This window comes from Erwinia sp. INIA01 (assembly GCF_025947915.1).
Classification (GTDB): Bacteria; Pseudomonadota; Gammaproteobacteria; order Enterobacterales; family Enterobacteriaceae; genus Erwinia; species Erwinia coffeiphila.
On the sequence record NZ_JAPDNC010000007.1, the window covers coordinates 253,189 to 268,604 of the forward strand.

Below are 15,416 nucleotides of genomic sequence, written 5' to 3' on the forward strand. Positions count from 1 at the left end.
GACAGCATTACTTCAGCAGGTTTTTACCGTATTCCATCGGCGACAGGCCAAAATAGCTGGCAACCGTCTGACCAATGTCGGCAAACGTATCGCTATAGCCCAGATAGCCCGGCTTCACGCCAGGTCCATAGATCAGCACCGGGATATGTTCGCGAGTATGTTCGGTTCCGGTCCAGGTCGGATCGCAGCCGTGGTCGGCGGTGAGGATCAAAATATCGCCCTCTTTCACCAGCGCCATCAGCTCCGGCAGACGGCGGTCAAACAGCTCCAGCCCGCCCGCGTAGCCCGGAACGTCGCGACGGTGACCCCAGGTGGAGTCAAAGTCGACGAAGTTGGTGAACACGATGCTGTTATCCGGTGCAGTGGTCATTTCCGTCACGGTGGCGTCAAACAGCGCGTCCAGACCGGTGGCTTTCACTTTTTTAGTGATACCAACGTGCGCATAGATATCGGCAATTTTACCCACCGAAATCACTTCTCCCCCCTGCTCATCCACCAGTTTTTTCAGGATGGTTGGTGCAGGTGGCTCTACCGCCAGATCGTGACGGTTGCCGGTACGCTCAAAGTGCCCGGCCTTATCGCCTACAAAGGGACGCGCGATCACGCGGCCAATGTTGTAGCCGCCTTCGGTCAGCACTTCGCGGGCGATTTCACACAGCTCGTAAAGACGATCGAGGCCAAATGTCTCTTCGTGGCAGGCAATCTGGAACACCGAGTCGGCAGAGGTGTAGAAAATCGGCTTACCGGTTTTCATGTGCTCTTCGCCCAGCTTGTCGAGGATCACCGTACCGGACGAGTGGCAGTTACCGAGATAACCCGGCAGGTTGGCTTTTTCCACCAGCAGATCCAGCAGATCCTGCGGGAAGCTGTTTTCCAGATCGCTGAAGTAGCCCCAGTCAAACAGCACCGGCACGCCGGCGATTTCCCAGTGGCCGGACGGCGTATCTTTACCGGAGGAAAGCTCGCTGGCATAGCCGTAAGCGCCGATGATTTCCGCGTCTTTATCCAGTCCCAGCGGGAATTTACCCGTGGAGGCCTCTGCGGCTTTGCCCAGACCCAGTTTGGTCAGATTAGGCAGGTTTAGCGGACCTTTACGCCCTTTATCGGCTTCACCCTTGAAGCACGCCTCGGCAATGTGTCCGAGGGTATCCGAGCCTTTATCACCGAATTTGTCGGCGTCTTTACTGGAGCCTATTCCAAAGGAATCAAGCACCATAATAAATGCACGTTTCATCCTGATCTCCTGCGCGATTTTCGCGATGAGCGTTAAAAAAATGCGATCAGAACAGAATACCGCTTATTGCGAGATTCTGCGATAGATAACCGGTGTTTTCTCGGGCTGCGTCTCAGACAGCGTGACCGCCGCTTTGACGGCGGCAGCGGCTTCCTGCCAGCTCTCTTCGCTGGAAGCGTGGATCACCGCCAGCGGCTGCTGGCCGTCCACCACCGTGCCAAGGGCCGCGACGCCGCTCAGTCCAACGCTGTAGTCAATACTGTCGCTGGCGCGGCGGCGACCACCGCCCATCGATACGACCGCCATGCCCAGCGCACGGGTATCCATGGCGCTGACGATACCGGCCCGATCGGCGTAAACCGCTTTGCTCAGCATCGGCGCAGGCAAATAGCTGTCCATACGCTCGATAAAATCGGTCGGTCCTTTCTGTGCGGCCACCATGCGGGCAAAGATTTCTGCGGCGCGGCCGTTATCCAGCACGGTCTGCAGTTTGGTTTGCGCCTCTTCATCCGACCCGGCAAGGCCACCGGAAATCAGCATCTCGGCGCACAGCGCCATGGTGACTTCCAGCAGGCGTGGGTTGCGGTATTCTCCGGTGAGGAACTGCACCGCTTCACGGACTTCCAGGGCGTTACCGGCGGTCGAGGCCAGTACCTGATTCATATCGGTCAGCAGCGCGGTGGTTTTACAGCCCGCACCGTTTGCTACGCCGACGATCGACTGCGCCAGCAGTTCGGACTGTTCGAAGGTTGGCATAAACGCACCCGATCCCACTTTTACATCCATCACCAGTGCATCCAGCCCTTCGGCCAGTTTTTTCGCCAGGATCGAGGCGGTGATCAGCGGGATCGAATCCACCGTCGCGGTGATATCACGGGTGGCGTAGAAGCGCTTATCCGCCGGGGCCAGCGAGTTGGTCTGGCCGATGATCGCCACGCCAACCTCTTTGATGATCTGCCGGAAACGATCGTCCTGCGGGAAGATATCAAATCCGGGGATCGCTTCCAGCTTGTCCAGCGTGCCGCCGGTGTGGCCGAGGCCGCGACCGGAGATCATCGGCACATAGCCGCCGCACGCGGCGACCATCGGTCCGAGCATCAGTGAGGTCACGTCACCGACACCGCCGGTGGAGTGTTTGTCGACGATCGGGCCGTTGAGGTTCAGCGACTGCCAGTTCAGTACCGATCCGGAGTCGCGCATGGCCATGGTCAGCGCCACGCGTTCCGGCAGCGACATGTCGTGGAAATAGATGGTCATTGCCAGCGCGGCAATTTGTCCTTCAGAGACCGTATTGTCGCGTACACCGTTGATGAAGAAGCGGATTTCTTCTTCGCTCAGCGCCTGTCCGTCACGTTTTTTTCGAATAATTTCCTGTGGCAGAAACACGGTAACCTCCAATAAGTTTAGTGTGGCCGGTATGACGATCGATGCCGATGTCGTTGCCTGCCGGAATAGCGGTCTACGCTGGCTGCCGGTGTCTGTGTCCAGGGCGGGTCCTCGCGCCGCTTTGCGGTGCCTTCACTCCGCTCGTCAGCCTGCCGGACCGGCTCAGACGGCACATCCTTGTGCCGACCGAGCCTTGCGCCCGCGTCCTGCGGGCGCATCCTGGCTTCCTCTCTCCGTTCAGCGCTGCGGATTGCCCACAGACACCGCCAGCCCGCTTAGTTTCGTTAGTGTCGTCTTTGCGAAAACACCGGGTCTGATGTTTGTTTATATGCTGTGTCTGCTGCATCCAGCGTCTATTGCGTTCAATGCTGTGGCCACCAGATTGACACAGCCAGCCCGCGTTGTTCCGTTAGTGTCGTTTTTGTGAAACACCAGACCTGCTGCTTGTTTGAATACTATGTCTGCTGCATCCGGCATCTATTGCGTTCAATTGCTATGCACATCGGATTAACCCGAGCACCAACACCTCCAGCCTGCTTTGTTCCGTCAGTGTCGTCTGCGAAACGCCAGAGCTGATGCTTGTTTGAATACTATGTCTGCTGCATCCGGCATCTATTGCGCTCAATTGCTATGCACATCAGATTAACCCGACCACCGACACCGCCAGCCCGCTTTGTTCCACTGGTTTAGCCGTTGAAAACAGCAATTGGAATGCCTGAGAGTAAAGGGCCTCTGCGGTGGCTTGATGGCAATCCGCAGCGCAGAGGCGAAGGCAGCTGGCCCGGAGACGGCAGCAGGGACGCTGACGTCAGGCAATGCGCGGGCAGGACGCCCGCTCATTGCCGATCCGTAAGGCCGGATGCCGGAGCCGAAGGCACCGCGCAAAGCGCGGCGCGAGGACCGCCATCAAGCCACCGCAGAGGCCCGAAACACCCACGACAACCAAAGCGGCTAAAGCGACTAAAGCGACTAAATCGACTAAACCAACCTTTCGTCCCAAAAGCCTTAACGCTCCAGCCACGACCTGCCGTATCCGCTACGCCAGCAAAACCCGCCCCATCAAAGCGAATACACTATTAATATTTGCTATCGCTGCTCGCCCCGGCAAAACCCGCCGCATTCAGCAGACTGGCCAGCAGGCTCGATGCACCAAAGCGGAAGTGACGCGCGTCAGCCCAGCCGCTGCCGAGAATGTCATCGGCCAGCTTCAGATACAGCGCCGCATCATCGGCAGTGCGCACGCCGCCCGCTGGCTTAAAGCCAACCTGCTGCTGCACGCCCTTCTCGGCAATCACCCGCATCATAATTTCCGCCACTTCCGGCGTGGCGTTCACCGGCACTTTACCGGTTGAGGTTTTAATAAAATCAGCACCGGCATCGATCGCAATCGATGACGCTTTACGGATCAGCGCCGGGTCTTTCAGCTCACCGGTTTCGATAATCACTTTTAACAGCACGCCCGCCGCCGCGCAGGCCTCTTTACAGGCTTTTACCAGCTCAAAACCGACGGTTTCGTTACCGGCAATCAGCGCGCGATACGGGAAAACCACGTCGACTTCATCTGCACCGTAGGCAATCGCAGCGCGGGTCTCCGCCAGGGCAATCTCAATATCATCATTGCCGTGCGGGAAGTTGGTCACCGTCGCGATACGGATTTCAGGAGTGCCCTGCTCACGCAGCGCCTTACGGGCGACAGGAATAAAACGTGGGTAAATGCAGATCGCCGCCGTGTTACCCGCCGGGGATTTCGCCTGATGGCAAAGGGCAATCACCTTCGCATCGGTGTCGTCATCGTTCAGCGTGGTTAAATCCATCAGTTTTAGCGCGCGCAGCGCCTGGGTTTTCACATCGGACATGGTTCTCTCCAGAAATGGGAATTAAGGGTCAGGCCTGACGCAGCAGTCACCCTACAATGTTAGAATAGTAACACTACGATAGAGTAATTTTTGCAGCACAGGTCACAATAAGGCGTTTTATCTTTCAGGATTATTGCATTTAATGTTAGATAAATCACACATTATCCGTGTGCGATCCTTGCCATCGGTCTGTTACAGGCAGCATATCACTGTAATGTTACAATAATAACATTTAGTGTGACGAGGGAAGTGAATTGCGCTGCGCCTGCTATCAGGATAGTTCGTTTACAGGGCAAACAGCGCGCGGGTCGTTTCTCTGATGGTTTCAGCGATCAGTTCGGGGGGTTCAGAACGCAGTTCGCACAGGCTCTGCCAGACGTTTTTCACGCGTTCAGGCCGGTTAGGCTGACCCTGAAAGCCCTGCAGCGGCATATCCGGCGAATCCGTTTCCAGCAGCAGCGAACTCAGCGGCAGGCGAGCGATAGCATTGCGCGTTTTACTGGCGCGGGGATAGGTGATGGTGCCGCCCACGCCGATGGCGTAGCCCGCACGGATAAACGCCAGCGCCTGCTGCTCGCTACCGGCAAAACCGTGGACCACACCACGGCGCGGCACTTCAATGCGGCGCAGATGCTGCGCCAGCCGGTCGTGCGTTCGGCGTGAATGCAGGATCACCGGCAGATCGTAATCACGCGCCAGACGAAGCTGAGCATCCAGCACTGCCTGCTGGCGTTCAAACTGCGGATTCTCAATATACAGATCCAGCCCCATTTCACCCAGCGCCACCAGCTTGCCAGGCCGCTGGCGCAGGATCGCCTCCAGCGCGGCCAGTGCGCTCTCGTCGTGCTCGTCAATCGCCATCGGATGCAGCCCCAGTGCGGCATAGATCGAGGGATGCTCAGCGGCCAGCACCATAACGCGATCGAAGCGCTCGGCTGACACGCTGACGGCGATAATTTTCTCTAAGCCCGCCTCCGCCGCCAGCCGCAGACTTTCCTGCTCATTTCCAACAAACGGAGGAAAGTCAAAATGGCAGTGGGTATCAACAAATTGCAGACTCATGCCAGAGATCCTTTATCCAGTTCGCTGTCAAATCCCGCGGCAGGATCGATGATGATCCCCTGGCGATCGGGTTCGTTTGCCACCGGGGCAGGCGGCACCACGGCTTTCGGATGCAGCTGACTGCCGCCCAGCCACTGGCCGAGCGTGGCGAGGAAATAACGCCCGCAGCGGCGGCCCAGATGATAGTCCTGGTTCAGTGACACCACCCGACTGCCCAGCGCGTTGCTGGCCAGTGCGCGCGGCGGATAAATTTCAATCACACGCAGCCCGCCGGGTGGGGAATCAATAAAGCTCTGGATCTGATGATAGCTATCCTCGTGCAGCTGCAGGATGTTCACCAGCGGCTGGAGCGCACTGTCGCTCAGCCAGCGCTCAATGCGCTTCACCCACTGTGGCGTATAGGTCATCTGCGACGGCACGGTACGGATCACCACAATGGTGTCCGCCCCCAGGCGCGCGGCTTCGCGCACCGGGATCGCATCAGTGATGCCGCCGTCCAGGTAGCTTACGCCGGACAGATCCACCCCATTGCGATACAGGCCCGGGATCGCGCTAGACGCTTTAATAATGTCATGCCAGCTGTCAGCATCGGGCGAAAAGTAGTTCGCCGCGTAGTCGTCGCTGCGGCATGCGCACATATAAAACTCACGGCCGGAGCGGAACAGTTTTTCCCCGGCATCCAGCGCCAGCGGAAACTCCTTGCGGGTGATATCCACCAGCCAGTCGAGATCGATCAGATTGCCGCCGCGCACAAAGCGCAGTGGATTAAAGAACTGGCTGCTGGTGGTGTAGCGGGTGATCACCCGTCGGGCATAGCCGGGCTGACCGCAAACGTAGGCAGAAAGATTCTGCGCACCGGCGGAGGTGCCAAGCAGGAGGTCGAAAGGATTGAAGTGAGCACGTTGGAATTCATCCAGTACGCCAGCGGTGAAGATACCGCGCTGCCCACCGCCTTCACACACCAGGGCCATCGTGCCCGGTCGGAAAGGTTTGAGACCCAGCGGCGCGATGTTGCCGAGGGTTATCGGGATGCGTTTGCCCAAGTCAGGTATCCTCTTAACACAAGAACCTCAGAGGATACCTGGTCTCAGTCACGCCCGTAAGGCGCTTTTTGCTTTTTGTTGCAATTCGATTTAATTGTTTCGGCTGCTAGAGCTTCTTACGTCCGGTAAACAGACTTACCAGGAAGATAATAATACCCACGACGAAGACGAGTTTTGCCGCCCACGCCGCAGTACCAGCCAGACCACCAAAACCTAACGCGGCTGCAATCAGCGCGATAACCAGAAAGATAATGCCCCAACGAAACATAAGCTTCTCCTTACCACCAAAGTTGAAATCGAACGGCTTGCATCTCTTCATCATCCGGCATCGGTTAACCTCCGCCGGAATCAGTCCGGGATGTTTTTCAGCTCAGCAACAGCAGGCTGACTGAATGTCTTCTTTGCTATTTAACGCTCAGATCGTTCTTCACACTTTTTACGCCATCAATGGCTTTGGCAATTCCTTCAGCGCGCTCAGACTGCGCCTGTGTTTTCACCGTACCGGAAAGCTGGACCACGCCGTTGGTGGTTTCAACCTTCACGTTGCGCGACGGCACGATGTCATCAGCTAAAAGTTTAGCTTTAATTTCACTGGTCGTTGCCGCATCACCGGCATAACCACTTACGCTCTGCTTAGTGCTGTCTTTTACATGCAGTTTATCGCTGACGGATTTCACCCCTTCAATTCCCTTCGCAAGCGCGACCGCTTTTTCAGCCTGATCCTGTGAGGACACAAAGCCGCTCAGCGTCACTACGCCTTCATGGGTTTTGACGGAGATATCCGTGCTTTTGATCGCTTCGTCATCTACCAGCGCCGCTTTAACTTTCGCCGTTACGCCGCTGTCATCCATGTAGTTACCGACTTTTTTCATAGAGCTATCGATTTTTGAACCCGCACTGTCGGCTGAGCTTTGCGCTTTGTTCATCATGGACTCTTCCGCCATTGCAGAACCGCCCACCAGCGCAGAACCTACCAGTACAGCCATCAGAGTTTTAGCAATCTTAGTCTTCATCATCGATTCGTTCCTTTTCGTCTTCATCACTCACAACGGTGAGCTTTTCAGCTACAAACGGCGTAGCTGTAGATTTGGTTTCGGTTGTCCATAACCGTCAATCTCGCAGCAGTCGCTGCCGTCCGTTTTGCGTCCTTTAGAAATGAATATAGTCAGGAATCAGGATTTCACCGGATAAGACGGAAGAATTGATGGCTAAAGCAGCAAAATAGCGGGGTTTTAGGAGTAGTCTGTAACGAAAAAGGGGGACGACCTGCTGTGCAGATCGTCCCCCATTATGATGGTTTCCTGCTAACGAGCAGGTGCGCAAATCCCGGGATTAGTGCTCGCGGGTTTTGCGGAACACCACGTCAGGATAGCGCTCCTGGGTGATATTCAGGTTGACCATCGTCGGCGCGATATAAGTCAGATTATCACCACCGTCGAGCGCGAGGTTAACCTCGTTCTTACGCTGGAATTCATCGAATTTCTTCACGTCGCTGCACTCTACCCAGCGGGCGGTAGAGACGTTCACCGATTCGTAAATCGCTTCAACGTTGTATTCGCTTTTCAGGCGCGCAACCACCACGTCAAACTGCAGCACACCCACCGCACCCACGATCAGGTCGTTGTTGTGTACCGGGCGGAAGACCTGCACGGCACCCTCTTCCGACAGCTGAACAAGCCCTTTCAGCAGCTGCTTTTGCTTCAGCGGATCGCGCAGACGAATACGGCGGAACAGCTCCGGCGCGAAGTTCGGAATACCGGTGAACTTCATGTTCTCACCCTGGGTAAAGGTGTCACCAATCTGAATCGTGCCGTGGTTGTGCAGGCCGATAATATCGCCCGGATAGGCTTCTTCCACGTGAGAGCGGTCACCGGCCATAAAGGTCAGCGCGTCGGCAATCACCACATCTTTGCCCAGGCGAACCTGGCGCAGCTTCATGCCTTTTTCATATTTGCCGGACACTACGCGCATAAACGCCACGCGGTCACGGTGTTTCGGGTCCATGTTGGCCTGAATCTTAAACACGAAACCGCTGAATTTCTCGTCGGCGGCGGTGACGGTGCGCTGATCGGTTTCACGAGGCATCGGTGATGGTGCCCACTCAACCAGACCATCCAGCATATGGTCGACGCCGAAGTTACCTAACGCAGTACCGAAGAAGACCGGCGTCAGCTGGCCTTCAAGGAAGGCCTCACGATCGAACTCGTGGGATGCGCCCTGCACCAGCTCCAGCTCATCGCGCAGCTGCGCGGCCAGGTCTTCACCGATGGCGGCATCCAGATCCGGGTTGTTCAGACCTTTGACGATGCGAACTTCCTGAATCGTATGGCCTTTACCGGTCTGATACAGATAGGTTTCATCTTTGTACAGATGATAAACGCCCTTAAACAGCTTGCCGCAGCCAATAGGCCAGGTGATAGGCGCGCAGGCAATTTTCAGCTCGTTTTCCACCTCGTCCATGACTTCCATCGGGTCGCGGATATCACGGTCCAGCTTGTTCATAAAGGTCAGGATCGGCGTATCGCGCAGACGGGTCACTTCCATCAGCTTACGGGTACGATCCTCAACGCCTTTCGCGGCGTCGATAACCATCAGACAGCAGTCCACCGCCGTCAGGGTACGATAGGTATCTTCCGAGAAGTCTTCATGCCCCGGGGTGTCCAGCAGGTTAACCAGGCATTCGCGATACGGGAACTGCATCACGGAGGTGGTGATCGAAATACCACGCTGTTTTTCCATCTCCATCCAGTCCGATTTCGCGTGCTGGCTGGAGCCGCGGCCTTTTACCGTACCGGCAGTCTGGATCGCCTGTCCGAACAGCAACACTTTTTCAGTGATGGTGGTTTTACCGGCATCCGGGTGGGAAATGATGGCAAAAGTGCGGCGGCGGGCCACCTCTTGCATAAAGGGTGCATTAGACATGAAGTTCTTCTGAGCCAATTAATCGTTAATGGCCGGCATTTTCGCCGATTCTGCCGTCAGAAACAATGCAGAACGCCGCTTAATCGCCGGAAAGACTCCCCGCTGCTCAACCAGGCCGTTTCAGCCGCCCTCTTTCTGCTTCGCAGATATCGCGCACGCAGCAGCCCTGAAGGTGGTCATTCACCAGCCCCAGCGCCTGCATCAGCGCGTAAGTGGTTACCGGTCCAACCCAACGCCAGCCGCGTTTTTTTAACGCTTTCGACATCGCTTCCGCTTCCGGCGAAGTGTTATTGCCCTGCCAGTAATGGATATCGACCGTCTGCGGGCGCGCTTCCGGCTTTGGTTCAAACTGCCAGAACCAGGCGGCCAGCGAACCCGCTTCGGCTACCATTTCAATCGCGCGCTGCGCATTGTTGATAGTCGCGAGAATCTTCGCCCGGTTGCGGACGATGCTTTTATCCGCCATCAGCCTGGCGATATCGTCCTCGTTAAAGCCCGCCACGATTTCGAAGTCAAATCCGGCAAAGGCCCGGCGGAAATTTTCCCGCTTGTTGTAGATCATCTGCCACGACATGCCGGAATGAAAACCCTCCAGGCAGACCTTTTCGAAAATCAGCCTATCGTCAGTGACCGGCCTGCCCCATTCCCCGTCGTGGTAATCGGGCATCTGCGGCTGCCAGTAGCAGCAGGTACGGCCTTGTGCATCAACGATCAGGCCCGTTTCATGCTGCGCATCGTTCTGTTCGTGTTTCATCTTCACCTCAATCCATTACGGTGCTCGTTGCGGATAAACGCAACCCGGTTAGCAATGCTATATCTAAGCAGCGAAAAATGCGGCATTTGGCTTTTAGCGCGGCCGTCCGCTATTTTTACTTCACCTGCGGCATCACCGCCGATTCACTTCTTAACAAGGGTATATCGCGTTATGAGCACCAACGACTATCAGCCAGCAAAAGTCTGGAGCGAAAATAAGGCGCTGGGCGGCACCTGGGGCAGCATCAACCGTCCGACGGCGGGCGCACGCCACGAGGCCACTCTGCCAACCGGTAAACATCCTCTGCAATTGTACTCTCTGGGTACGCCTAACGGCCAGAAAGTGACGATTCTGCTGGAAGAGCTGCTGGCTCTTAACGAGCAGGGTGCTGAGTATGATGCGCACCTGATCCGTATTGGCGAAGGCGATCAGTTCTCATCCGGTTTTGTTGCGGTGAATCCGAACTCCAAGATCCCGGCGCTGCTGGATACCTCTACCACACCGGCAACCCGGGTGTTCGAGTCCGGCGCCATTCTGGTCTATCTGGCGGAGAAGTTTGGCCATTTCCTGCCAAAAGATCCGGCCGGACGCACCGAGACGCTGAACTGGCTGTTCTGGCTGCAGGGCGCGGCACCTTACGTCGGCGGTGGTTTCGGCCACTTCTATCACTATGCGCCGGTGAAGATCGAATACGCCATCGATCGCTTTACGATGGAAGCCAAGCGCCAGCTCGATCTGCTGGATAAACAGTTGGGTGAGCATCGTTATATCGCGGGTGACGAGTACAGCATTGCTGATATCGCGATCTGGCCGTGGTACGGCACGCTGGTGCAGGGTCTGATGTATGAGGCGGCGGAGTTCCTGGATGCGGCGTCGTACAAGAACGTGGTGCGCTGGGCGGACGAGATTGCGCAGCGTCCGGCGGTGAAGCGCGGTCGGATTGTGAATCGTACCTGGGGTCCGGAGGATCAGCAGCTGGCCGAGCGCCATGATGCGTCGGATTTTGCGAAGCTGGGGCTATAAGTTGCGGTGAGATCCGTGAACGGGGTGACCGTTTCGGGGCAGGTCGCGGTGGGATCTGCGAATGGGGCTACCGTTACGGGCAGATCGCCGGGTCGCCGTAAACCCCTCCCTGGGGGCTTGGCTGCCGCATCCTTGCGGCAGACACCCGGCTAACCTGTCCCGTAACGGTTCCCCTTTCAAATCATTGCGTTGCGGCCAGAAGAAATCAGTTCCTCCAGCAGCAACACCAAAGCATGCAGGCAATCGGGGGTATCCGGATAAGCGGACCGTCCGAGCACAGGGAGGTGCGAGGCCGAGCGGACAGGGATGTGACAGCGGGTCTGCGTTCCGGCCAGCCCCGATACGCCAGGCGCAGAACATGCAGCGCGTTAATCTACCCGCGATTCGCCAGGCGGTGAAATTGAAGCGTCTTAATCCAACCTTAACTCAATAACTTATCCTGCAACTCACGCAACGACGCCACCTGCCACATCGGATGAATCCCCTCCGGCTGAGCGCGCCCGTCAGCATTCAGCCAGCAGGTCGCCATCCCGGCATTGATCCCGCCGAGAATATCCGAATCCGGATTATCCCCCACCATCATCACCCGATCGCGCGGCGGATTACCCATCTGCGACAGCGCATAATCAAAAATCGCCGGGTGCGGCTTAGCGTGGCCCACTTGCTCGGAAATCACCAGCAGATCGAAATAGCCGAGGAAGCCGGTGCGCTCCAGCCGCGCCTGCTGAAGCGCGGTAAAACCGTTGGTGATGATGCCCATTTTCACCCGGCCCTTCAGCGCATTAAGCAGATCCGTTGCCCCCTCCAGCGGCAGGCAAATCTCAGCCATGGCGGTCAGAAAACCGCTATTCAGATCGTGCGGCGTCACCTGCAAACGATCCGCCCAGCCCTGGAAACGCTGATGCTGCAACTGCAGGGCGCTAATGACGCCATTCTGATAATCCACCCACAACGGCTTGTTAATCGCCTGATAATCATCGAAATCAGCATGGCTGAACTGCACGTCGTATCGCTCAAAAAGCCGCTGTAATCCGGCAAAAGCATCGAAGTGAAACAGCGTGTCGTCAGCGTCAAATAAAATCCAGTCCCATTGGGTAAGCATCGGTCATTCCCGGTTAAATCGTTAAGGCCATAATCACGGCATCTTCTTTGCCGTCTGCGGTCGGGTAGTAGTTGCGTCGGATCGACACCTCATTGAAATCCAGCTGCTCGTACAGCGCGATAGCCGGCCGGTTAGAGGCGCGAACCTCCAGCCAGAGGGTCAGAATACCGCGCTGCTCCAGCTCGGCGATCAGGTGCTGCAACAGCTCACGGCCAAGGCCACGGCGCTGGAATGCCGGATCGACGGCCAGATTAAACAGCGTGGCTTCGTCCAGCACCACCTGCGTGATAGCGAACGCGGCCAGTACGCCATCCACTTCCAGACGGAAGTTCAGATAGCGTTCGCCCTGATTGCTGGCAAAGGTTTTTTCCGACCAGGGAAAAGCGTGACTGCGCTGCTCAATAGCAAACGCGGCATCAAGATCGTGCGTGGTGAGTAAAGAAATCTGATTCATGTTGGCAAATCTGCTGCCATAGCGCCCGTTTGGCACCGGCATTGTGATAAAGCTCCGCCAGCACCGGCGAAACAAGGTGGGTTCCGGCAAGCGTGCCCGGAGCATCTAATCCTAAGCACCAGCTATGGCAGCGGGTGTCATCCGGCAGCATCGCCAGCTGTTCAGGCGTAAGCATCTGCACCTGCGGTTCGCGCAGTTCCAGCGCACGCAGCACATCCGCGACCAGCGGGTCCTGCATAGCGGGTAGCACCTCGGCAATAATTACCAGCCGGGTTTCTGCGGGTAAGGTCACCGCAATCTCTCCCTGCAGGGCACGCGGACGCCGCAGCGTATACTGCGTAATACCCATTTGCTGTAATAACCAGTCGCGTCTGGAAGACATCATTTTTCCTGTCTGGCTGCCCGTGTAACCGGCATAGGGTAACAAAGCCTTCGAAACTGCGCCAACAAACAACTATAATCGCCGCTCTGATTTTTAAGGAGTGACCGATGTCCGCATTTACCCCGGCCAGTGAAGTGATACTGCGCCACAGTGATGAATTTTCCCAACGCCGCGTGCTGTTTGCTGGCGATCTGCAGGATGACCTGCCCGCACAGCTGGAAACCGCACAGAGCCGGGCGCATACCCAGCAATATCATCACTGGCAGATCCTGAACCGTGCGATGGGTGAAAACGTTCTTTTCGGTCTGGTGGCTACGGCAGAGATCGCCGAGGGCTGCGACACCCTGGTGTACTACTGGCCGAAAAACAAGCCGGAAGCCCAGTTCCAGCTGCAAAACCTGCTGGCCCTGCTGCCGGTTGGCAGCGACATCTTTGTGATTGGTGAAAACCGCAGCGGCGTGCGCAGCGCGGAACCGATGCTGGAAAACTGGACCAAACTGGAAAAAATCGACAGCGCTCGCCGCTGTGGTTTATACCACGGCCGCCTGGAGCAGCAGCCAACGTTTGATGCCGACGGTTACTGGGAAGATTATGCACTGGGCGATCTGACCATCAAAACCCTGCCGGGCGTATTCAGCCGCGATGGACTGGATGTCGGTAGCCAGCTGCTACTCTCCACGCTGACGCCACACACCAAAGGCAAAGTGCTGGATGTAGGCTGCGGCGCAGGCGTGCTGTCCGCCATGCTGGCCAGCCACTCTCCTAAAGTTCGACTGACGCTGACCGATGCCAGCGCCAGCGCCGTGGCTGCCAGTGAAGCCACGCTGGCCGCCAACGGCCTGGAAGGCACCGTGGTTGCCGGTAACGTTTATTCCGGCATTAGCGGGCGCTTCGATCTGATTATTTCCAATCCACCGTTCCACGACGGCATGCAGACCAGCCTGGATGCGGCACAGACGCTGATCCGCGGTGCGGTCACTCATCTGAACACCGGCGGCGAGCTGCGCATTGTGGCTAACGCCTTCCTGCCGTATCCGCAGGTGCTGGATGAAACCTTCGGCAGCCATGAAGTGCTGTTGCAGAACGGCCGCTTCAAGGTATATCGCGCCGTTAAAGGCCGCGCGCCGAAAGCATCACGTTAATAGCCACCAGGGGGCCGTAGGGTCCCCTGAAAGCACCTTAAAACCGCCAAAAACCTCTCATTCGCTGTTTTTTCATGCGATTGATCCAGCAATAAAAAATAACTGTTGACGTACCTGGTAAAATCTCTAGAATGCGCCTCCGTGGTTGCGATACAACGTTGTTGTCTTGCGGGTATGCGAAGGTGGCGGAATTGGTAGACGCGCTAGCTTCAGGTGTTAGTGTCTTAACGGACGTGAGGGTTCAAGTCCCTCTCTTCGCACCAAAAACCATGTTATTCATATTACGCAGCATCTGCGCGAAGGTGGCGGAATTGGTAGACGCGCTAGCTTCAGGTGTTAGTGTTCTTACGGACGTGAGGGTTCAAGTCCCTCTCTTCGCACCAAATGCGGTGATGTGAATAAGAAAAATCGACAGGACGCGAAGGTGGCGGAATTGGTAGACGCGCTAGCTTCAGGTGTTAGTGTTCTTACGGACGTGAGGGTTCAAGTCCCTCTCTTCGCACCATGTTGATTGCCTCTCTCTGAAAAATCCCAGCAGTTATTCCCAGAAGCCTCTTATTCACTCCCGGTTTTATTCATTTATTCTCAGCAATACTTAATCTTTGCAGTGATATATCCATCGTCCCTGATGGTGCTGATTATCCGCTTATTGCGTACTGAAATTAACGGTAATCGCCGCAAGCCCGCCCACCAGCGCAATACACGACGGCAGCAGCATATAGTGGCGCAGACGCTTGTGAAACAGCATCACCACGGTTGCCAGAAACGCCACGACCATCAGCATCCGCCATTCGGTGAACGACAGTTCCATCATCGCCATCAGCGGCATAACCGTGCAGGGCAGCAGAACGCCCCAACCGCTATCGAGTCTTTTACCCATCATCCAGCTTACCCCCCATAGTCCACACGCAGTGATCATTGCGGCTACCATAGCTGTGTCCACACAATTTCAAATGATAATGATTACCAATATCATATGACACTTTTTATCACTTTGCAGCAACATTGTTGAAACTTTATTCTGGCGGATGACAGCCTGATTGATAAATGTTAGAT

15 protein-coding genes and 3 tRNA genes are annotated in these 15,416 nt (G+C 56.3%); 5 read left to right on the forward strand and 13 right to left on the reverse strand.

From position 1 onward, the window contains the following. Positions 1-7: 7 nt before the first annotated feature. The 9 genes from deoB to OMR58_RS14530 all read right to left on the reverse strand — a co-directional run bounded on the left by deoB (position 8) and on the right by OMR58_RS14530 (position 10,257). The gene (gene deoB, locus OMR58_RS14490) at positions 8-1,234 is read right to left on the reverse strand and encodes a phosphopentomutase (protein WP_264546273.1); all 1,227 of its coding nucleotides are present in this window, start codon (positions 1,232-1,234) and stop codon (positions 8-10) included. Between the two features lie 63 nt (positions 1,235-1,297). Further along, a complete protein-coding gene (gene deoA, locus OMR58_RS14495; RefSeq protein WP_264546274.1) occupies positions 1,298-2,620 on the reverse strand; it encodes a thymidine phosphorylase in 1,323 nt (440 codons plus the stop codon). Between the two features lie 1,076 nt (positions 2,621-3,696). Continuing rightward, the gene (gene deoC, locus OMR58_RS14500) at positions 3,697-4,476 is read right to left on the reverse strand and encodes a deoxyribose-phosphate aldolase (protein ID WP_200545106.1); all 780 of its coding nucleotides are present in this window, start codon (positions 4,474-4,476) and stop codon (positions 3,697-3,699) included. Positions 4,477-4,761: 285 nt separating this feature from the next. Then, the gene (locus OMR58_RS14505) at positions 4,762-5,538 is read right to left on the reverse strand and encodes a TatD family hydrolase (RefSeq protein WP_264546275.1); all 777 of its coding nucleotides are present in this window, start codon (positions 5,536-5,538) and stop codon (positions 4,762-4,764) included. Then, complete coding sequence (locus tag OMR58_RS14510; protein ID WP_264546276.1) at positions 5,535-6,581, reverse strand: patatin-like phospholipase family protein; 1,047 nt, start codon at positions 6,579-6,581, stop codon at positions 5,535-5,537. The genes OMR58_RS14505 and OMR58_RS14510 overlap by 4 nt, the downstream gene beginning before the upstream one ends. Before the next feature lie 106 nt (positions 6,582-6,687). Then, the gene (locus OMR58_RS14515; RefSeq protein WP_105594818.1) at positions 6,688-6,849 is read right to left on the reverse strand and encodes a DUF1328 domain-containing protein; all 162 of its coding nucleotides are present in this window, start codon (positions 6,847-6,849) and stop codon (positions 6,688-6,690) included. A gap of 136 nt (positions 6,850-6,985) precedes the next feature. Then, complete coding sequence (gene osmY / locus OMR58_RS14520; protein ID WP_200545103.1) at positions 6,986-7,597, reverse strand: molecular chaperone OsmY; 612 nt, start codon at positions 7,595-7,597, stop codon at positions 6,986-6,988. Positions 7,598-7,913: 316 nt separating this feature from the next. Then, on the reverse strand, positions 7,914-9,503 hold the full coding sequence (gene prfC, locus OMR58_RS14525) for a peptide chain release factor 3 (RefSeq protein WP_264546277.1): 1,590 nt from the start codon (positions 9,501-9,503) through the stop codon (positions 7,914-7,916). 106 nt (positions 9,504-9,609) lie between these two features. Further along, a complete protein-coding gene (locus tag OMR58_RS14530) occupies positions 9,610-10,257 on the reverse strand; it encodes a DNA-3-methyladenine glycosylase I (RefSeq protein WP_264546278.1) in 648 nt (215 codons plus the stop codon). Positions 10,258-10,428: 171 nt separating this feature from the next. Between OMR58_RS14530 and yghU the strand changes: the two genes are divergently transcribed. Continuing rightward, positions 10,429-11,280 (forward strand): glutathione-dependent disulfide-bond oxidoreductase, encoded by an 852-nt coding sequence (yghU, locus tag OMR58_RS14535; protein WP_105594822.1) that lies wholly within the window; start codon positions 10,429-10,431, stop codon positions 11,278-11,280. 421 nt (positions 11,281-11,701) lie between these two features. Here yghU and yjjG read toward each other — a convergent pair whose 3' ends face one another. The 3 genes from yjjG to OMR58_RS14550 are packed head-to-tail and all read right to left on the reverse strand — an operon-like array spanning position 11,702 to position 13,221. After that, positions 11,702-12,382 (reverse strand): pyrimidine 5'-nucleotidase, encoded by a 681-nt coding sequence (yjjG, locus tag OMR58_RS14540; RefSeq protein ID WP_200562285.1) that lies wholly within the window; start codon positions 12,380-12,382, stop codon positions 11,702-11,704. Between the two features lie 13 nt (positions 12,383-12,395). Beyond that, a complete protein-coding gene (gene rimI, locus OMR58_RS14545; protein ID WP_105595806.1) occupies positions 12,396-12,836 on the reverse strand; it encodes a ribosomal protein S18-alanine N-acetyltransferase in 441 nt (146 codons plus the stop codon). Beyond that, entirely contained in the window at positions 12,799-13,221 is a 423-nt protein-coding gene (locus tag OMR58_RS14550; protein ID WP_105595805.1) for a DNA polymerase III subunit psi, read from the reverse strand. Before OMR58_RS14550 ends, rimI begins: the two co-directional genes overlap by 38 nt. A 104-nt stretch (positions 13,222-13,325) precedes the next feature. Here OMR58_RS14550 and rsmC point away from each other — a divergent pair, with 104 nt between their 5' ends. The 4 genes from rsmC to OMR58_RS14570 all read left to right on the forward strand — a co-directional run bounded on the left by rsmC (position 13,326) and on the right by OMR58_RS14570 (position 14,865). After that, positions 13,326-14,360 carry a 16S rRNA (guanine(1207)-N(2))-methyltransferase RsmC gene (gene rsmC, locus OMR58_RS14555; protein ID WP_200562287.1) on the forward strand — a complete coding sequence of 345 codons (1,035 nt, stop codon included), beginning with the start codon at positions 13,326-13,328 and terminating at the stop codon, positions 14,358-14,360. 176 nt (positions 14,361-14,536) lie between these two features. Next, positions 14,537-14,623, forward strand: a tRNA-Leu gene (locus OMR58_RS14560). Between the two features lie 33 nt (positions 14,624-14,656). Next, positions 14,657-14,743: transfer RNA gene (locus OMR58_RS14565), tRNA-Leu, on the forward strand. A gap of 35 nt (positions 14,744-14,778) precedes the next feature. Next, positions 14,779-14,865, forward strand: a tRNA-Leu gene (locus tag OMR58_RS14570). A 141-nt stretch (positions 14,866-15,006) separates the two neighbouring features. On the opposite strand, the gene OMR58_RS14575 is transcribed toward OMR58_RS14570, so the two are convergent. Then, positions 15,007-15,291 (reverse strand): DUF1435 domain-containing protein, encoded by a 285-nt coding sequence (locus OMR58_RS14575; protein WP_105595803.1) that lies wholly within the window; start codon positions 15,289-15,291, stop codon positions 15,007-15,009. Positions 15,292-15,416: the final 125 nt, after the last annotated feature.